General features: G+C 33.2%; 15 protein-coding genes. 7 read left to right on the top strand and 8 right to left on the bottom strand.

Annotated features, from left to right (window positions below):
- Window positions 1–69 precede the first annotated feature (69 nt).
- From B8963_RS07520 to B8963_RS07500, 5 genes are all read left to right on the top strand, one after another.
- Window positions 70–1,071 (top strand): Kelch repeat-containing protein, encoded by a 1,002-nt coding sequence (locus tag B8963_RS07520; protein WP_084060881.1) that lies wholly within the window; start codon window positions 70–72, stop codon window positions 1,069–1,071.
- A gap of 90 nt (window positions 1,072–1,161) precedes the next feature.
- Entirely contained in the window at window positions 1,162–1,494 is a 333-nt protein-coding gene (locus B8963_RS07515; protein ID WP_084060879.1) for a DUF4907 domain-containing protein, read from the top strand.
- Between the two features lie 237 nt (window positions 1,495–1,731).
- Window positions 1,732–2,544 carry a sensor histidine kinase gene (locus B8963_RS07510; RefSeq protein WP_234989629.1) on the top strand — a complete coding sequence of 271 codons (813 nt, stop codon included), beginning with the start codon at window positions 1,732–1,734 and terminating at the stop codon, window positions 2,542–2,544.
- 2 nt (window positions 2,545–2,546) lie between these two features.
- Complete coding sequence (locus B8963_RS07505; protein ID WP_084060875.1) at window positions 2,547–3,272, top strand: LytR/AlgR family response regulator transcription factor; 726 nt, start codon at window positions 2,547–2,549, stop codon at window positions 3,270–3,272.
- Window positions 3,273–3,650: 378 nt separating this feature from the next.
- Entirely contained in the window at window positions 3,651–9,596 is a 5,946-nt protein-coding gene (locus B8963_RS07500; protein ID WP_084060873.1) for an endonuclease, read from the top strand.
- A gap of 108 nt (window positions 9,597–9,704) precedes the next feature.
- On the opposite strand, the gene B8963_RS07495 is transcribed toward B8963_RS07500, so the two are convergent.
- From B8963_RS07495 to B8963_RS15850, 8 genes are all read right to left on the bottom strand, one after another.
- Window positions 9,705–10,106 (bottom strand): DoxX family protein, encoded by a 402-nt coding sequence (locus B8963_RS07495; protein ID WP_084060871.1) that lies wholly within the window; start codon window positions 10,104–10,106, stop codon window positions 9,705–9,707.
- Between the two features lie 119 nt (window positions 10,107–10,225).
- Window positions 10,226–11,716 (bottom strand): cryptochrome/photolyase family protein, encoded by a 1,491-nt coding sequence (locus B8963_RS07490; RefSeq protein ID WP_317043705.1) that lies wholly within the window; start codon window positions 11,714–11,716, stop codon window positions 10,226–10,228.
- Window positions 11,713–11,847: a DUF2256 domain-containing protein gene (locus B8963_RS07485; protein ID WP_084060869.1), complete on the bottom strand. Its 135-nt coding sequence runs from the start codon at window positions 11,845–11,847 to the stop codon at window positions 11,713–11,715. Before B8963_RS07485 ends, B8963_RS07490 begins: the two co-directional genes overlap by 4 nt.
- Entirely contained in the window at window positions 11,847–12,479 is a 633-nt protein-coding gene (locus tag B8963_RS07480; protein ID WP_234989628.1) for a flavin reductase family protein, read from the bottom strand. Before B8963_RS07480 ends, B8963_RS07485 begins: the two co-directional genes overlap by 1 nt.
- Window positions 12,466–13,605, bottom strand: coding sequence for an FAD-binding domain-containing protein (locus B8963_RS07475; protein WP_084060866.1), 1,140 nt, complete (start codon window positions 13,603–13,605; stop codon window positions 12,466–12,468). Before B8963_RS07475 ends, B8963_RS07480 begins: the two co-directional genes overlap by 14 nt.
- Complete coding sequence (locus B8963_RS07470; RefSeq protein ID WP_084060864.1) at window positions 13,605–13,898, bottom strand: TIGR03643 family protein; 294 nt, start codon at window positions 13,896–13,898, stop codon at window positions 13,605–13,607. The genes B8963_RS07475 and B8963_RS07470 overlap by 1 nt, the downstream gene beginning before the upstream one ends.
- Window positions 13,888–14,292 carry a DUF2452 domain-containing protein gene (locus B8963_RS07465; RefSeq protein ID WP_084060862.1) on the bottom strand — a complete coding sequence of 135 codons (405 nt, stop codon included), beginning with the start codon at window positions 14,290–14,292 and terminating at the stop codon, window positions 13,888–13,890. Before B8963_RS07465 ends, B8963_RS07470 begins: the two co-directional genes overlap by 11 nt.
- Window positions 14,292–14,465 (bottom strand): Lacal_2735 family protein, encoded by a 174-nt coding sequence (locus tag B8963_RS15850; protein ID WP_143312487.1) that lies wholly within the window; start codon window positions 14,463–14,465, stop codon window positions 14,292–14,294. Before B8963_RS15850 ends, B8963_RS07465 begins: the two co-directional genes overlap by 1 nt.
- Before the next feature lie 231 nt (window positions 14,466–14,696).
- On the opposite strand from B8963_RS15850, the gene B8963_RS07460 reads away from it, so the two are divergent.
- Together B8963_RS07460 and B8963_RS07455 are read left to right on the top strand one after the other, a co-directional pair.
- On the top strand, window positions 14,697–15,071 hold the full coding sequence (locus B8963_RS07460) for a hypothetical protein (RefSeq protein ID WP_234989627.1): 375 nt from the start codon (window positions 14,697–14,699) through the stop codon (window positions 15,069–15,071).
- 76 nt (window positions 15,072–15,147) lie between these two features.
- Window positions 15,148–19,482 carry a CusA/CzcA family heavy metal efflux RND transporter gene (locus B8963_RS07455; RefSeq protein ID WP_084060858.1) on the top strand — a complete coding sequence of 1,445 codons (4,335 nt, stop codon included), beginning with the start codon at window positions 15,148–15,150 and terminating at the stop codon, window positions 19,480–19,482.
- Window positions 19,483–19,487 lie beyond the last annotated feature (5 nt).

Genomic DNA, 19,487 nt, shown 5'->3' with positions numbered 1-19,487 from the left:
TCTGTTTTATTTATGCCTCGTGTCACTTTAGTTTTGATTCGAAATAAAAGGAACCTTAAAAAATTACATATGAAGGAAATAGATTTTAAGTTTAAAAGTATATCAATTTTGAGTTTAGCATTGTTGGCATTACTAACGAGTTGCTCAAACAGTGATGATGATGACGATGAACTAGGTAATTGGATTACAAGATCGGTTTTTGATGGTAGTCCACGAAGTGGTGTTTCTAGTTTTGTTATTGGAAACATAGGGTATATGGGTGTTGGTTATGATGGCGATGATTATTTAAAATCTTTTTGGGCATATGATATGGATGGTAATTACTGGTCTCAAAAGGCAGATTTTACAGGTGTGGCACGTAATGCAGCGGTAGGTTTTGCCGTTAATGATAAAGGTTATATAGGGTCGGGTTATGACGGCTTAGATGAATTAGCAGATTTTTATGCCTATGATCCAAGTGCCAATCTATGGACTCAAATTGCAGATTTCCCTTCAACAGCAAGGCGAAGTGCAGTGGCATTTGGCTTAAACGGATTTGGGTATTTTGGAACTGGTTTTGATGGCGATAATGATCGTAAAGATTTTTGGAAATATGACCCGAGTACAGATGCTTGGTCAGAACTCGTAGGATTTGGAGGCAATAAGAGAAGAGCAGCTACATCCTTTATTATAGATGACAAAGCTTATTTGGCTACTGGTGTAGCTAATGGTGTTTATTTAACTGATTTCTGGGTGTTTGATCCTACTTCTGAAGTTTGGACCCAAAAATTAGATTTAGATGAAGAGGATGACTATGCTATAACAAGAAGCAACGCAGCAGGCTTTGCTTTAAATGGATATGGATATATAGCTTGTGGAGAAAGAGGAGGAGCTAGTTCATCTGTTTGGGAATATGACCCATCTGTAGATACATGGGAGCTAAAAACTAGTTTCGAGGGAACCACAAGACAAGATCCTGCTTATTTTTCAAACGGATCAAGAGCTTTTGTTGGACTTGGTCGTTCTGGAACCCTATATCTAGATGATTTAAGCGAGTTTTTCCCATTTGCGGAATATGATGATGAAGATTAATTAAGTTAGTAATAAGTGTAGTTTTGAGTTATTAATTTTAAAGGGATTGGAATAGTCTAGACAATCCCTTTTTTCTTAAAGTTTTAATAAATGAAAATAGATAAACGCAATAAGACCATACTTTTGGGAGCTCTCATAATTGATTTTATAGTGTTAGTTGTTTTACTATTTCAAGCATTGACCATTCAGAAACCTTTATATTCGGAGGTTTTTAATGTTGGTAATGGTTATGGTTATTACATAAAAACATACGATAAAACCCTTATTAAACAAAACTTTATCCCGGCTATACAAGGTGAAAAGTCATTCGTAACTAAAAAAGATGCTCAGAAAGTGGCAAATTTAGTAATGGAAAAAATTACTGAAAATGAAAGTCCAGTGGTTACTGTTAACGAATTGAACAACTTGAACATAAGAATGTAATTGATGATAGTTTAATATATGCACATTACAAAAAAAGGCCTTTTAAAATTTCTTATCCATAGCATATTATGGGTGTTTTTCTATGGGCTTTTATTGTATCCGTTTATTACACAAGAGAGACCAATTCCCCCAGATTTATTGGTAAGATTACTATTGGCTACCGTAATATTTTACATTAATTATTATTATTTAATTCCTAAAATTTTACTTCAAAAGAAGACTGTTAATTACATAGTAATGTCAGCAGTTTTACTTATTATTTGTGGTTTAATAGTCAATTTGTTTAATAGTATCATAGCATTGTCTGTTGAAAACCCTGCTATACAGGAGCATAATTTAAGACCAGAATTACCTGAATTTAGAAGGTGGTTTATGTCTGTAATTACATTCGGAATTCCGTTTGTAATTAGTTCATTATTAAGAATTTATATAGAGTGGAAACGTAATGAAGATGTAAGGAAAATTATAGAAAATGAAAAAGTAAATTCCGAATTGCAATTTTTAAAGACCCAATTAAATCCGCATTTTCTTTTTAATTCTTTAAACGCCATATATGCTTTATCAGTAAAAAAATCACCAAATACATCTGAATCAATTATTAATTTATCGGAGCTAATGCGTTATATGCTCTACGAAGCAGATAAAGACCTAGTGCCTTTGTCCAAAGAGCTAGAATATATTAAAAGCTATGTGCAGTTACAGAGATTACGATTGTCGGATAGTGAAAACGTTAGTTTAAAAATTTCTGGTGAAGAACGCAATAAGGCAATAGCACCGTTACTTTTTATATCCTTTATTGAAAATGCATTTAAGTATGGTACAGATTTTAAAGGAAAAACAAATGTAAAAATTAACCTATCTATCTTTACAGAATCGCTTCATTTTAGTATCATAAATAAAATTGGAGTATTTCAAAAAGAGCCTAGTAATTCGGGTGTGGGTTTGCAAAATATTAAAAATAGATTAAACATTTTATATCCAAATTCTCATGAATTATTTGTAGAGAATGATGGAGAAAATTATTGCGTACGGCTTACCTTAAAATTATAATTATGAAATGTATTATTATCGATGATGAACCTTTAGCAATTGAAATTATTCAAGATTATTGCGATAAACTAGAGTTTATTGAAGTGGTGGGGGCTTATACCAATCCGCTTGATGCAATCTCCGCTATTAAAGAGAAAAAGGTTGATTTGCTCTTTTGTGATATTCAGATGCCACAAATTAGCGGAATTGATTTTATAACATCACTTGATAATAAGCCACTTTTTATTTTTACCACAGCTTACTCGCAATATGCAGTTGAAGGTTTTGAGCTAAATGCGGTAGATTATTTGGTAAAACCTATACCGTATCATCGATTTATTAAAGCAATTTCACGAGCTAAAGAGTTATTATCTAAAAATGATAAGCCTATGGAAGGAAATGTATTTTCATCAACAGGAGAAATTAGTGAATCTAAAAAATTCATTTTTGTAAAAGCCGAATACGAGAGTATTAAAATAAATCTAGATGATATTGAGTATGTGCAAGGTTTAAAAGATTATTTAAAAATTCATATTAAAGACACCAATAAAACTGTTTTGACACTAATGAATTTTAAAGAATTGTTGGATAAACTTCCTGCTAATCAATTTTTAAGAGTGCATAAATCCTTTATCGTTAATGTAAATTTTATTAAAACAGTACAGCGCAATAGAATAGTAATAAACGATATAAGAATTCCGATTGGAGAAAGTTATAAGTCCAGTTTTCTTTCTGTTTTAGGGCTTTAATTAGTACGTACTGAAGTTATTTTTATGTATTTATTTATAAAATGATAAAAGAAGAATATTTTTGGATATTTTTCAAATATTATTTCATCATTTATTCTCGATTTAAATTACAAATTAAGCTTTTTGAATGTGGTATTTTACGACTAAAAATTGTTGATTATTTTAGAATATAGTGATAGATTTTTTGTTTAATATAAATTATTTTAAGTATTTAACTTTCAAATACAATGGTATTAGATAAATAGGTAAATTTGTTGTTAATAATAGCAGCAATTATTTGCATTAATTATATCATTTCTTAACCAAACGTTAATAACTTCTCAGGCTATTTCAGGGCTATTTTCTTAAGTTTGTTTATACTAATATAATTAATCCAATATGAAACAACTTTACTTAAGAAAGAGCCTTTTTATTTGGCTTTTTACGCTATTAATTTTAAACTTTGGTCTTGCCCAAGTCCCCTCGTATTACAATGGGACAAATATAGAGGCTACAGGGGAAAGTTTAAAAACGAACCTTGCTACATTAGTAACAAATACCCAAACTACTATTTTAAGTTACACACCAGGTGTTTGGGATGCCTTAAAACAAACAGATTTAGATCCAGCAAATCCGAATAATGTTTTATTAATTTATGGTTATAATGATACCGATTCAGATATTACGAATGATAGAAGTCGTTCTAAAAATATGAATGGTGGAAATGTAGGAGATTGGAACAGAGAACATACATATCCTAAGTCATTAGGTAATCCAAATTTAGGAGAAACAGGTCCAGGATCAGATGCGCATCATTTAAGAGCTTCAGATGTTCAGTTTAATGGTAATCGAGGTAATCTAGCTTATATAGATGCAGAAGGCAATGCTAGAGCTATAAATGGTGGTTTTTACCCAGGCGATGAATGGAAAGGCGATGTAGCTCGTATGATGATGTATATGTTTATACGCTATGGCGAACGTTGTTTGCCTAATGTTGTAGGTCTAGGCAGTTCCACTTATAATGCTGAAATGCGTGATATATTTTTAGAATGGAATGCTGAAGATCCAGTTTCACAAGTAGAAATTAATAGAAATGTTCTTTTAGAAGGTATTCAAGGGAATAGAAATCCTTTTATTGACAACCCTGCTTTTGCCACAACAATTTGGGGAGGACCACAAGCAGAAAATAGATTTGATAACAGTTCAAGTGATGTGGAAGCACCAAGTGTACCTTCCAATTTACTGGCATCAAATACAACCGCAACAGAAACATTTTTAACCTGGAACGCTTCTACAGATAATGTAGGTGTTATAGCATATCAGATATTCAACGGTGCAACATTTTACACTTCTACTACAAATACGAGCATTAGCTTAACAAGTTTGTTACCCAATACAACTTATTCTTTCACAGTAAAAGCATTGGATGCCGCAGGAAATACTTCTGAAGATAGTAATAGTGTTTCAGTGACTACTTTAGATGATGGCATCATTACACCACCATCAGGTGATCATATTGTGTTCCAAGGATTTGAGGGGAATTCAAATGACAGTTGGTCATATTCGCTTTCTCCTGTATCTTGTAATGATGGAGGAGGAGATGTTTGGGATGTTGTTTCTAATTTGGGAAGTATTACAAATTCCTATTCAGGGGCTAACTTTTTCGGAATTCAAGATTTAGAAGGTAATTGTGGCACTACGGATGGTGGAACACTTTCTTTTAATACTATAGATATTTCCGGATATAATGATGTAGTGCTTTCTTTTGCTATTAATGTTGATGGCTACGATGTGGCGAATGGGGATAGTATTAGTTATGAATTAATTTATGATAACATTTCTCAAGGAACTTCAATTATTACTGTTGGTAGCCCATACAGTACAACAGGTTGGGAAGTAATAAGTAATACTGTGCCTAATACGGTATCTAATGTAAGTTTAGTACTTTTCGTAAAGCAAAATGGAGGTTCTGATTTTGCCGGTTTTGATGATATACAATTACAAGGCACCGCAATTTCTGCAATCCCAAATATACTTATTAACGAGGTTGATGCTGATCAAGATGGTACCGATGCAGCAGAATTTATCGAGATATATGATGGTGGTTTAGGAAACACTTCATTAGATGGTTTAGTACTTGTTTTGTATAACGGCAGTAATGATTTAAGTTATAATGCCATAGATTTAGATGGATATACAACAAATGCCAATGGCTATTTTGTGGTAGGTAGTGCTAATGTGCCTAATGTAGACTTGCCAGTTTTTACTACAAATGGAATTCAAAATGGAGCAGATGCAGTAGCTTTATATACTGGTGATGCATCTAGTTTTCCAAATAGTACACCACTTTTAATTGATGCTTCATTACAAGATGCTATCGTTTATGGTACAAGTGATGCTGACGATGCAGAACTTCTTACATTATTAAATTTAGGTCAATCTCAGGTTGATGAAAATGAAGGTGGTAATGGCACAATAAATTCTATGCAGCGAATTCCAAACGGACAAGGAGGTGCTAGAAATACTGCTGCGTATGCAATGTTAATACCAACTCCTGGCACAGAGAATGTAACTGCAGGAGAAATAGATACTGAGGCACCTAGCATACCAACCAATATTCTAGCTCAAGATATTTCATCATCAAATGTTACGTTATCTTGGGATGCTTCAACGGATAATATTGGTGTTTCAGAATACCAAATTTTTAATGGAACTACATTATTGGCAACTACAGCTACTACGGTAGTTACATTAGATAATTTGGCAGCAAATACATTATATTCTTTTACAATAATTGCAGTAGATGCATCGGGCAATACATCAGATACGACTGCCACAATTACTATAAATACATTGGCCGAAACAGGTGTGAATACAAGCGCATTAGTTATCACAGGTATCGTAGACGGACCACTAACTGGTGGTATACCTAAAGCAATCGAATTCTATGTTACACAAGATATTCCCGATTTAAGTATATACGGGTTTGGTTCTGCAAATAATGGAGGAGGAACAGATGGTGAAGAGTTTACCTTTCCTGTACAATCCGCCGCTGCAGGAGATTTTATTTATATTTCTTCAGAAGCACCAGGCTTTACTTCATTCTTTGGTTTTTCGCCTCAATTTGTGGTAAATGCTGCAGCGATTAATGGCGATGATGCAATTGAGTTGTTTAAAGATGGTGTTGTTGTAGATATTTTTGGTGATATAAATGTTGATGGAACTGGCCAAGCATGGGATTATGCGGATGGTTGGGCCTATAGAAAAGTAAATACTGGCCCAGATGGTACTACATTTATATTAGATAATTGGATATTTAGTGGAATTGATGCCTTAGATAATGAGACTTCAAATGCCTCCGCAGTGAATCCTTTTCCAATTGCCACCTACGAAATTACAGGTGCACCACAGATTGTTATAAATGAAGTAGATTCTGATACACCTGGTACAGATGCTTTAGAATTCATTGAGTTATTTGATGGTGGAATTGGTAATACTTCTTTAGATGGATTAGTGGTCGTATTATATAATGGAAGCAATGATCTAAGCTATAATGCTATTGATTTAGACGGATATACCACCAATGAAAATGGTTATTTTGTTATAGGTAGTGCTTTAGTGGAGAATGTAGATTTACCTGCATTTACTACAAATGGATTACAAAATGGAGCAGATGCAGTCGCTTTATATTTAGGAGATGCTTCTAATTTTCCTAATGGAACTGCCGTTCTAGTAAACGATTCGCTTTTAGATGCTTTAGTATATGATACTGATGATAGTGATGATTTAGAATTATTAGTATTACTTAATACCGGTCAAGAGCAAATAAATGAAGCTGGATTGGGTGATAAGGATAATCAATCCATGCAGCGCATTCCTAATGGAGGCGGAGGCTTAAGAAATACGGTATCTTATATTCAAGCTTTACCATCTCCAGGAAAAGAAAATGGAGCAGTTATACCACCTCCTGCTACGATTTCCATTTTATCGGCTCGTAATTCGGCAGAAGGAGAATTAGTTACAGTAAGTGGTGTTTTAACTGTGGCAGATGAATTTGCAGGGTCGGCTTATATACAAGATGCAACTGGAGCTATTGCCATTTTTGATCAATCGGTGCATGGTACGGGTAATTTTATGGTGGGAGATTCTATTACGTTAACAGGAACAAGAAGTGCTTTTAATGATCAAATTCAGATAAGTGCTGTTACTGCTGTAGAAAATAACGGATTGCCTACAAATCCGATTGCGCCAATAACTATTACATTAGCTGAAATAAGTAATCATCCAGCAGAATTGGTTACCATACTTAACCCAAGTTTTCCAAAACCTGGGGATATACTTTTTGGAAATTCTAATTACTTGCTAAGCGATTCAAGTGGTAATGGAGAATTGCGTATTGATAATGATGTAAAAGCCATTGTTGGTTTAGGGCAACCTGAAGCATGTTCTGAAATTACCGGAGTAGTTGGTCGTTTTTTCGAAACGTATCAATTACTACCAAGAATGAAATCAGATATGGCCTGCGCAGGAGAATATATTCCATTGGGTAGTACGGTTACGATATCAAAAGAAAAAACATTCGATGTGGTTGCTTGGAATATTGAGTGGTTTGGTGACGAAACCAATGCACCTACAGCTGGTAACCCAAATTCTGATGCCATTCAAAAAGATAGTGTTAAAACAATAATTCAAAAACTAAATGCAGATGTTTATGCTGTAGAAGAAGTTTCTGATGACGTATTATTTGCTCAAATGGTAAGCGAATTACCTGGATACGCTTATGTGCTTTCTGAAGCTGTATCCTATCCAAATGATGAAACAGGAACACAACAAAAAGTAGGTTTTATTTATAATACTGCTACCGTATCCGTTGTAGAAACTAAACCACTATTAACATCAATTCATCCTTATTATAATGGTGGAGATGATGCTGCTTTGGCTGCATATCCTGTTGCTGATAAAACTCGTTTTTATGCAAGTGGAAGATTACCTTTTATGATGACTGCAGATGTTACTTTAGATGGTATTACGAAACAATTTAACATTGTGGCCTTACATGCAAGAGCGAATGGTAGTACAGATTCTCAAGAGCGTTATGATATGCGTAAATATGATGTTGAGGTTTTAAAAGATACCTTAGACGCACAGTATGCAAATTCAAACTTAATTGTGCTAGGCGATTTTAATGATGATGTGGATGAAACTGTTGCGGATAATGTTGCAACTTCTGCAAGTACATTTGAAAAATATGTAAATGACCCATTAAACTATACCATTCTTACAAGTGTCTTGAGTGATGCAGATTACCGTTCTTATGTGTTTAGAGAAAATATGATAGATCATATTATGGTTTCTAATGAAGTGGCTCCTATATATATTAATGAGTCAGTTAGTGTTGGGTATGAGTTTTATGATTATGATTATCCATCTACAACGTCAGATCATTTCCCTGTTTCTGCACGATTCCTGTTGAATGAATTTGCAATAACAGCTATTGAGGCAACTGACGTTAGTTGTGCTGGTGCGCAGGATGGTACTGCTACTGTAAATGTTTCGGGTGGGATTGCTCCTTATACTTATTTATGGAACGATGGGCAATCTTCTGCCTCCGCAATTGATTTGGTAGGTGGAGTGTATGCTGTTACTGTGACCGATGCACTTGGATCCGCGCTAACGGCAGATGTTACTGTAGGGGAAGCATTACCTATAGCATATACGATAACAGAAGACACAACGGTTTATTATGGCTATTCTTCTGAAGCTTGTACAACTATTGGTGTAACAAGTACTTGGGGTGGAGAAGCACCATACTTGTATTCTTGGAATACAGGTGAAACCACTGAGAACATAACCGTTTGTCCTGAGGAAACTACTAACTATTCTATTACGATTACTGATGCAAAAGGTTGTTCTACACAGGCAACTATACAAGTAAATGTGGTTGATGTTTCTTGTGGGAAGAATAATAAATCTTCAAAAGTACAAATATGTCATAAGGGACAAAGCATTTGTGTTTCGTCAAATGCAGTACAATCACATCTAAATCATGGAGATATCTTAGGCTCTTGTGATGATGAAAATGTGGAAGATGAAATTACTTACAAGGTGTATCCAAATACATTTGTGTCTTATGTTATCGTGGATGTTAATACTACCAAGAGAGCAAAAGCAGAATATGTTGTTTACAATTTTAATGGAAGAACCGTATATAAATCCAAAGATCATTTGAATACGGGGAATAATAAATCCGTTTTAACTTTGTGGTATTTACCTAGAGGATTTTATTATTTAAAAATAATTGTTGACGGCAAAGTGCAAGGAACGCAGCAACTTATAAAGAAATAAATATCTTATTTTTAAAAAATGAAAACCGCCATTTATTTGGCGGTTTTTTTATGTTTTTACCACAAATAATTTTTCACATAATTTCATATAAAATGTTGCGATGAATGTTTATTTGCTAAGCGTAAGTTTTACTTCCTTTTTTTGAAATTTTTTATCATGACGAACCTTTTTTTCAAAAAAATAAGTCACTAGAAGTATTATAAAAACAAAAACGGCCGTTGCACCATTCCCATCTTTTGCCAATAAATGCGCTATAATTCCAAAGGTAAAATTTATAAAAAAACCTGCATAAGCCCATTCCACTAGCCATTTATTTGGCTTTGTAATCATTAAAATTAAACCTAATACTTGAGCTGTTCCAATAACAGATATTAAATAAACAGGATATCCAAGACTTTTTAATTTTAACGCTACAAGGTCATAATTTATAATGGAGTTTACAACTGCGCCTATAATGGCAATAGCAAATAATGTAAGAGCTATAAAATAGTATGTTTTATTAGTTTTCATAACATTGATTTTTTTAAGATTTTAACCTAAATTATACCATAAAGTCTATTAATTTCTGCCTAATACTTTAAAATGCTAGTTACTATAGTCCAATAGAAAATTTGTTTAGATGAATGTTTTTACGATTCTTTTAATTTTGAAATAAAGCTGTTGGCACTTTCCAAATGAAACTCTTTTTTATCATCATCCATTTTATCAAACATACTTACTAGCATGTTTAATCTTGGGTTTCCTTTAAAGAAATCTCTATGTACATGCATAAAACGCCAAAATAGTCCATCCCAAGTTTTTTGCCAGTCACCTTTGGTATAATCACTCATTTTCATGACATAATTACTCCCGCTTATGTAGGGTTTTGTTGCTAATAAACCGCCATCTGCAAACTGACTCATACCATATATATTCGGAACCATTACCCAGTCGTAGGCATCAATAAATAATTCCATAAACCACACATAAACTTCATCAGGATCAAATTCACATAAGAGCATAAAATTACCCAAAAGCATTAATCGCTCTATATGATGGCAATATCCTGTTTTTAATACCTTTTTTATGGTTTGGTCAATGGGTAAAATTCCACTATCACCAGTGTAAAATGACTTTGGAATTTTTCTTTTAAATTTCCAAAAATTAGTGGTCCGTTGTATATTACCTTTTAACTCGTACATACCACGCATAAATTCTCTCCAGCCAATGATTTGCCGTACAAATCCTTCTACAGAGTTTAGAGGTATTTCATTTTCTTCTGCAAAATTTAAGGTTCTTTCAATAATGTATTTTGGGGTTAAAAGCCCTATGTTTAACATTGGCGTTAAAACACTATGATGAAGCAAAGAATTTTCTGCAACGATAGCATCTTCATAGGTTCCAAATTCTAAAAATCGTTGCTCCAAAAATTGCTCTAGCCATAATTTAGATGATTCAAAATCAATAGGGTAGTAGCACTCTTCGGTGAGTGACCCATAGTTATTTGTAAAATGCTTATCTACATATTCTTTAGCTTCTTTATGATACGCTGTAGGTAAAGGATAATTTATAGAAGGCGGCGTTTTCTTGGCGGGATATTTTTTTCTATTTTCTGTATCAAAAGTCCATTTACCGCCTAGTGGTTTGTCATTTTCCTCCAGTAAAATTTTTCTCTTTTTCCTTTCTTGAACGTAAAATGTAGTTTGATGAAAATTGGTTTTTTCTGAATTAAAAAAGGTCTTTAACTCTTTTCTAGTATTTAAAAATAAAGGAGAATCAGATGTATTTAAATCAATACCAAACTCATTAGAAGTCTCTAAAATTCTTTTTTGCAACCAATAATCTGTTACATCAGTATAGTTAAGTTGCTTTATGTTCTGTTCATTAAGGTGAACAATTAATTTTCTAATATCAGAAAGGGGTGAAGATGTTGCTACATAATGTACTTTCAGCTTTTTTGATTTCAAATAGTCTTCATAACATTTCATACTTGCTCTATGCAATGCTATTTTCTGTTTATGAAATTTATACTGTTTAAAAAACAGGAATTCCTCGATAAGATATATTGGGGTTTCTGTATCTAAGTTTGATATATTTTCAAACAATTGATGGGGAAATATAAGCGTAGCTTTTTTAATCATTTGGTTTTATTTCTTCTGCAGCGTTCACTGCAATATTTTACTTCTTCCCAAGTTTTTCCCCATTTCTTTCTCCAAGAAAATGGACGTTGACAAACTATACATATTTTAGAAGGTAAATGTTCTTTTTTCATTAAAATTTCGGGACTTCATGAATTCGCGCATACGGAAATTCCCCTATTTTAGAAACGGAGTAGTAACTGTTTAAACCAGAAATACCTACTGCATTTGTGTGCTCTAGATTAATGTCATCATCACCATTTACTAATGCGTCGGGCATTATTAAATGAACAATTTCGCCAACTACTAAAATGGTATCATTCAATTTAATTGGCAATGCTTCGCGAAATTCCATACCCATTTTAAAACAACTTTGTTTCACAAAAGGCGCTTTTATAGTTGCTATATATTCTTCCTCCAGATTGCATTTTTCAAACTCCGAAATATCTTTATCAAATTTAGCTGAGGTATAATGCGCATTTTTAATAAAATCAGGATGAATATGATTTATGGTATAGGAATGGTTTGCGAGGATGTTATCAAAGGTATTTCGTGGCACTTCACCTGTAGGCCTCAAAATAAAGCCTAATAAAGCTGGATCACTGCCTAAATGAACCACCGAACTAAATATAGCCACATTAGCAATACCATCTTCCGAGATTGTCCCAATAAGATTGGCGGGTTTAATTCCGGATACTGAGTTGATAATTTTTATACGGTCAACTCTAGTAAGATTTTTAATCCCTTCTTGGTTAAGATTCATCATTTACGGTATTGTTCTTTAATTCTTTCTTACATTTTTTCCAGAATGAGAAAAATGATGGGTAATAGCCTTTGACCGAAAACATCCAATCACGAGGCTCTTCAATACCCTTGTAGTGTTTGCTCAATGGATGCTCTTTAAAATATATATGATTTAAAGTATACAATTTGGTCAATTCATTAAACTCACCCACATATACCTGTATAGCAGCTATATTTTCTGCTAATGCTAAAGTGAATTTTATAGTATTCTCTGAAACTGGATACTTTTCAAAAAGAGATGGTTCTAAAAGTAAAATTCTATTTGCATCTGTTTCTTTTTTCCAATCTGGATCTAGATTGTAAAAATTGTAAATCAGTGTTGGTTTGCTCGAATCAATTTTTAAGTTATCAGACTTAGGTAGAATAGTTTTTAATTCAGGCAGCGTGCTATCAATAAGGTGAGATGGAGTTTCCAAAGTTTCAAAATCATCGTAGGCAATATCTAAAAAAGTCCCAGTTTGGTTTGTATGACAATATCTGTTAATATTTTCTTGATTCGCATAATACTTTTTATTACTATTTGCTGCAGCTACCCATTGCCAGCTCAAAGCATTACTCGCCCAATCTGCGTCGAGTAAATGATAATACATCCACTGCGCGGGAGTTCTCCAGTGGTTTTTAGAAATATTACATGCCAGACTCGCTATATACATCCGCATGTGATTGTGAAGGTATCCAGTTTCATAAAATTCTTTAATTGCAATATCGATAGCCTCAATCCCTGTTTTAGCAAACACAATGGCTTTCGATATTTTTGTAGTTTCTACCGCTTGCTGTGGGTGCTTTAAATCGGTATTTATAGCATCGCCTTTACTAATCCATACCTGCTGCCAGTAATCTCTCCAGGCTAATTCTTGAATAAATTTTTCAGAATTTGATACATTATAACCACGGCTTAAAAGGTTTTGATAGACTTGTTTCGTAGATAGTACTCCTCTTGAAATGTATGGGGATAAATAGGAAACGGATCCGTCTATATAATTTCTAGAGCTGGCATATTTTTTTGGATTAATTTCACCAATACGAGAAACTATTTCAGTTATTGTTGTTGGAAACCCTACTTTAGGAATGCTATTGTTGGCTGTCATTATCGCTTGCTTATTTTGTTGCCAGAAATGGCTTTTTGTCGAGAGCATTTAAATCTTGTAATGTCAGGATTACGCTTTTTTAAATGTTTTTGACTTACGCCACTATTCACTCTTTTTCTCCACCGTTTAAAACTGCTTTCTTTTAAATTAGAGCGCATAAGCTTTATTACTTCCTTTTCTGGTAATGAAAATTGATATTCAATGGCTTCAAAAGGAGTTCTGTCTTCCCATGCCATTTCAATGATACGATCTAGTTGTCTTTCTGTAAATTCCGCCGTTGTACTATCCTTCATTTTTTTCCCAAATTAGGTCTGCATTTAGATAAAAACTCCCAATAAACTCAAAATTGCAATGCTCTGGTTCTATTATAGATAGGAAATTAGTTCCGTCCATTTTTGAATAAAGATGATAAATTTGACCTACGATTGGTTCGAATGAAAATTTAGCATTGTAAATTAAATTATTGTACTCAAATTCTTTAAGCATGAGTTCGTAGGCAGCTTTAATTTCTTGATATCTTGACTTAATTCTATGATTTACTTTATTTATACTTCTATTTTTCCAAGCAATAGTATCAATAGGTGTAATAACTGGTGCTCCCACACTTGTACTGTAAGGTTTTAAGCTTGCATCATAGGTTTGCGTATTGGGATTGAATACTACAGAATCTGGTTTTTTAGAATTCATTAATCATTCTTTTTTAAGGCATCGATTTTTTTCATAATTTCTTCAGCTTCAAACACCTTTTGATCACTTAAAGATCTGTTTGTAGTAGAAAGTTGATGTGCTTCTTCCAATAATTTTTTATAAGATTGGTAGAGTTTTTCTTCTGTTGTCTTTGTTTTAAATAATCCAAACATGTGCTTTTGTGTTAGTAAACATCAATACATTAATTAATGTAATTTCTAGGTAAAGTTACAAAATGTTTAATCTTTTTAAAAATAAATTAAACAATAATGTTATTATAATGATAATCAATATATTATAAAAGTAAAATTGATGTTATTTATATTGAAAACAAATAAATTAGCTGAGATTTCAGAATATTTATTAATATATTTGTTATAATGATTCGACTGTCTTCCATACTAATGTCACTGACAATTTTATTCCAAAGTTTTGGAATATGTTTTAGCGACTTATCGCAAATGGGAGAGTTAGTTGAGCACGCGAAATTTCATAGCGAGGAATATGGAGATGATTTTTTTGTATTTGTATCGAAACATTATGGTGAGCTAAAAACTGATCATGAAAAGCAACATCAAGAAGAAAAAGAAGAGCATGAAAAACTTCCTTTTCAGCATATATCACACCTAGCCTCTTCAGCGGTTTATATTTTAAATTCGTATGCAACAGAATTCAAATCAATAGATTATTCAGAATTTAGAACACCCAACTTTTTTTATCAAGAGCCAGTCTCTTCTCTGCATGCCTTTGGCATATTGCAACCTCCACGTATTTCATAATTAAATCACATTTTATCTCGTATCAAAACAGAAATACTTCTGATTTGGTCTTTGTTTAATTGTTTTTTTATGAAAAATGCTATCAAATATTATAAAATTCAGTATTCGAAATAAACTCGTAGTACTATTATTTACTGCGTTTATTATAGGTTTTGGATTGTATTCCTTAACTCAAATTCCCATAGGTGCTGTGCCCGATGTTACCAATAATCAGGTACAGGTAATCACCACCTCTAGAAATCTTTCTACACAAGATATGGAACAGTTTATAACCTATCCTGTGGAGTTAGAAATGGCAAATTTACCAGGCGTGAAAGAAATACGGTCTGTCTCAAAATTTGGTCTCTCTGTAGTTACTATAGTTTTTGATGATGATATGGGAACTTATTTGCCTAGGCAATTAATTGCAGAGAAAATTAAAACCGCATCTGAGAAAATTCCAAACGGCTTTGGAACACCTGAGATGGGACCTATTACAACAGGTTTGGGCGAAATATACCAATACACGCTAGATGTAAAACCAGAGTATAAAAATAACTATTCTGTGGAAGAATTACGAACTATTCAAGATTGGATAGTAAAACGGCAATTATCTGGTATTCCTGGAGTAGTAGAAATAAATACTTGGGGAGGTTTTTTAAAACAATATGAAGTTGCCATTAATACCGAAAAACTAAATGCCATGAATATTACGTCGCAAGACGTCTATATGGCTTTAGAAAAGAATAATAGTATTTCTGGTGGCGGATATATAGAAAAAGTAAATCAGGCTTATTTTATACGTGGAGAAGGACTTATAATTTCATTAGATGATATAAAAAACTGTGTTGTTAAAAACGAAAACGGATTACCAATTTACATAAAAGATGTTGCTGAAGTAGGATTTGGTAATGCAAATAGGTTTGGTGCAATTACGGCTAACGGTGAAGGCGAAAAGGTATTAGGGCAAGTAATGATGCTGAAAGATGCCAATTCTAAAAAAGTAATTGATGCAGTAAAAGAACGTGTGGAAATAATTTCTAAATCATTACCAGAAGGGGTCTACATTAACGCCTTTTTAGACCGCAGTGAACTTATTGCCAAAACTACTTTTACAGTCACAGAAAACCTCGTATTAGGATGTTTAATTGTCATTTTCGTGGTTGTACTTTTGCTTGGTAATATTCGGTCAGGGCTTGTTGTTGCTTCGGTTATTCCATTATGTTTACTCTTTGCACTTTCCTTAATGTATATTTTTGGCGTAGATGCAAATCTTATGAGTTTAGGTGCTATTGATTTTGGAATTATAATCGATGGAGCAGTAATTATTGTGGAATTTATTGCATTTCAAATTACTCAAAAAAGTACCGAATTAAATTCCCTTGCTAAATCAGAAAAACAAGCTTTAAAAGATACTATTACCATAAGTAGCGCATCAAAAATGATGAATTCTGCGGTATTTGGTCAACTAATTATTCTTATTGTTTTTATACCAATTTTATCATTAAGCGGAGTGGAAGGTAAAATGTTTAAACCAATGGCCCTCACGTTTAGTTTTGCCCTAGTTGGTGCCATGATTTTTTGTTTTACGTATGTTCCGGTTGCGGTATCACTTTTTCTAAAACCATCAAAAGTTAGCGAGAAAAATATATCGGTAAAATTAATGAATTGGTTAACTAAAAAATATGAACCTGTCATTCACTGGGCATTGCAAAGTAAAAAGACAGTACTTATAATTGCAGGTTCATTATTGTTGATTGCTGGCTTTCTTTATTCACAGATGGGTGGGGAGTTTGTACCAACCTTAGATGAGGGCGATTTTGTAATTCAACCTGTGTTAAAAACAGGAACTTCGTTAAGTAAAACTGTGGAGATAACTACAAAAATCGAGAACATCCTTTTAGAAAATTTTCCAGAAGTTAAACAAGTAGTAACGCGTATTGGTGCTGCAGAAGTACCTACTGATCCTATGTCAATGGAAGAAAGCGATGTAATTATAGTTTTAAAGCCAAAAAAAGAATGGACTTCAGCAAAATCTAAAGACGAACTTGCTGATAAATTTAAAGAAGCTCTCGCCTTAATTCCAGGTATGGAAGTAGAATTTACTCAGCCTATTGAAATGCGTTTTAACGAGCTTATTACGGGAGTTAGAGCAGATATAGCAATAAAAATTTTCGGAGATGATTTAAGTATTCTTGCTAAAAAAGGGAATGAAATTGGCGAATTAATTCAGAATGTTCCTGGTGCTGCAGATATATCGGTAGAAAAAATTGCTGGTTTGCCAGAAATGAGTATCAAGTACAATCGTTCTAAAATAGCACGCTATGGTCTAAATATACAAGATTTGAATGATTTAGTTTCTATGGCATTTGCGGGTAAGACTGCCGGAAGTATTTTTGAAGGAGAAAAACGTTTTGATCTTGTTGTACGTTTAGATAAAGGCAAACGTATGGATATTGATAACCTTAAAAATCTTTATGTGGATTTGCCGTCAGGTGGTAAAATACCGCTAAATGAATTAGCGGATATTAGCTATCAAAAAGGCGCAGCCAAAATTTCTCGTGATGATACGCGACGCAGAATTGTTGTTGGAGTAAATGTGCGTAATCGCGATTTACAATCTGTGGTTGATGATATTCAAAAATTAATTAACGATAACGTTAAGCTACCAATAGGCTATTCTATTAGTTACGGCGGACAATTTGAAAATCTGCAAAGTGCAAAATCTAGATTGTTAGTGGCAGTACCAATTGCACTTGTTTTAATTTTTATTCTGCTCTTTTTCGCTTTTAAGTCGGTTAAAGAAGCATTAATGATTTATTCTGCGATTCCTTTAGCAGCAGTTGGCGGTGTGCTTTTGTTATGGATTAGAGATTTGCCTTTTAGCATTTCTGCAGGAGTTGGATTTATTGCACTTTTTGGAATTGCGGTATTAAACGGAATTGTAATTATTGAACATTTTAAAGAATTAAAACATTCTAATGAGTTCTTAAGTTTAGAAGCCTTAATAAAGCAAGGAGCTAAAGACAGGCTTCGTGCCGTATTGCTTACTGCTTCCGCTGCAGCATTGGGCTTTCTGCCTATGGCAATATCAACCAATGCAGGAGCCGAAGTACAACGCCCATTGGCTACTGTAGTAATTGGAGGATTAATTACTTCAACCTTATTGACAATGGTTGTTCTTCCTGTTTTATTCGCTTATTTAAATACCCCTAAAATGGAAAAATCATCAAATAAGAAAATGACCAACAGTATCCTTACACTAATTGGAATGTTGTTTTTTATACCAACGAATGCCCAAGAAGCGCCATTAAAACTAAATGATCTAATTGCATTGAGTTTAAAGAATAATGCAGCGTTAAACGCTAGTAGAGTTAGTATTAATCAGGCCGATGCGTTAATTAATTCTGGTGTAATTTTTGACAAAACACATTTGTATTATGAGTATGATGAAAATAATCTGGCTGCTAATAATTTACCCTTAGAAGTATATGGTATACAGCAAGATTTTAGGTTTCCAACACTCTATTTTTCTGAAAGAAAAGCCAAGAAAGCTAATTTTGATGTTGCTACCAGTTTTTTCGAAATTCAACAGAAAGCTATAGAACGAAATCTAACAAGCACGTATTATCAATATCAAATAACTAAAGAAAAAGAGCGACTTTATAAAGGTTTGGACAGCTTGTATACCAATTTTTCCAAAATGGCTTCCAGACGGTTTGAACTTGGCGAAACTAATTATCTAGAAAAGATTACGGCCGATTCCAAGCAAAAACAAATACAACTTCAGTATCAACAAGCTAAGCAAGATGTTGCAATACTTTATAGATCCATCAACGCAATTGTGCAATCAAAAGACAGCTTAGAAATTGCGAAGGAGCAAGTATTAAAAATTGAGCAAGTTTTACTCAATTTACAAGAAACACCTGAGCTAGACCTATACAAAAATAAGCAGTCACTTACCGCATTGGAGCATAAGTTTGAAAAGCAAAAGCTATTACCTGACTTAAGTCTTAATTATTTTCAAGGCTCTAATTCACAATTGCAAACCAATTTATTTGGCTATCAATTAGGCCTAAAAATACCGTTGTTTTTAAACGGACAAACAGCTAAGATAAAAGCAGCAAAATTGGCTAAAGATGTAGTTGCCTCTGAGGCATTAGATTATGAAATACAACTAAAAACAAAGCATGAGAACCTTTATTTGCAAGTTCTTCAATTAGAAAAAGATCTAAATTTTTACGAAAATGAAGGAGAGAATCTTTCTAATGAAATTCTAAAAACAGCAATTAGTAGTTTTAAAAATGGGGAAATAGATTTTTTCCAATATATACAAAGTATTGAAAGTGCTTACGGTTTAAAACTAAACTATTTAGATAAACTTCAAGCCTATAATGAAACGGTGAGTGCCATGAATTACTTAACCTTATAATTAAA

The organism is Cellulophaga tyrosinoxydans, from assembly GCF_900176415.1.
GTDB lineage: Bacteria > Bacteroidota > Bacteroidia > Flavobacteriales > Flavobacteriaceae > Cellulophaga > Cellulophaga tyrosinoxydans.
Note: the sequence above shows the minus strand (reverse complement) of the source record. Positions and strands in the feature narration are given on the sequence as shown.

What these genes read in the sequence shown, in the direction of transcription:
- B8963_RS07520 (WP_084060881.1), top strand. Translation starts at nt 70, where the DNA reads ATGAAGGAAATAGATTTTAAGTTTAAAAGTATATCAATTTTGAGTTTA.
- B8963_RS07515 (WP_084060879.1), top strand. Translation starts at nt 1,162, where the DNA reads ATGAAAATAGATAAACGCAATAAGACCATACTTTTGGGAGCTCTCATA.
- B8963_RS07510 (WP_234989629.1), top strand. Translation starts at nt 1,732, where the DNA reads ATGTCAGCAGTTTTACTTATTATTTGTGGTTTAATAGTCAATTTGTTT.
- B8963_RS07505 (WP_084060875.1), top strand. Translation starts at nt 2,547, where the DNA reads ATGAAATGTATTATTATCGATGATGAACCTTTAGCAATTGAAATTATT.
- B8963_RS07500 (WP_084060873.1), top strand. Translation starts at nt 3,651, where the DNA reads ATGAAACAACTTTACTTAAGAAAGAGCCTTTTTATTTGGCTTTTTACG.
- B8963_RS07495 (WP_084060871.1), bottom strand. Translation starts at nt 10,106, where the DNA reads ATGAAAACTAATAAAACATACTATTTTATAGCTCTTACATTATTTGCT.
- B8963_RS07490 (WP_317043705.1), bottom strand. Translation starts at nt 11,716, where the DNA reads ATGATTAAAAAAGCTACGCTTATATTTCCCCATCAATTGTTTGAAAAT.
- B8963_RS07485 (WP_084060869.1), bottom strand. Translation starts at nt 11,847, where the DNA reads ATGAAAAAAGAACATTTACCTTCTAAAATATGTATAGTTTGTCAACGT.
- B8963_RS07480 (WP_234989628.1), bottom strand. Translation starts at nt 12,479, where the DNA reads ATGATGAATCTTAACCAAGAAGGGATTAAAAATCTTACTAGAGTTGAC.
- B8963_RS07475 (WP_084060866.1), bottom strand. Translation starts at nt 13,605, where the DNA reads ATGACAGCCAACAATAGCATTCCTAAAGTAGGGTTTCCAACAACAATA.
- B8963_RS07470 (WP_084060864.1), bottom strand. Translation starts at nt 13,898, where the DNA reads ATGAAGGATAGTACAACGGCGGAATTTACAGAAAGACAACTAGATCGT.
- B8963_RS07465 (WP_084060862.1), bottom strand. Translation starts at nt 14,292, where the DNA reads ATGAATTCTAAAAAACCAGATTCTGTAGTATTCAATCCCAATACGCAA.
- B8963_RS15850 (WP_143312487.1), bottom strand. Translation starts at nt 14,465, where the DNA reads ATGTTTGGATTATTTAAAACAAAGACAACAGAAGAAAAACTCTACCAA.
- B8963_RS07460 (WP_234989627.1), top strand. Translation starts at nt 14,697, where the DNA reads ATGTCACTGACAATTTTATTCCAAAGTTTTGGAATATGTTTTAGCGAC.
- B8963_RS07455 (WP_084060858.1), top strand. Translation starts at nt 15,148, where the DNA reads ATGCTATCAAATATTATAAAATTCAGTATTCGAAATAAACTCGTAGTA.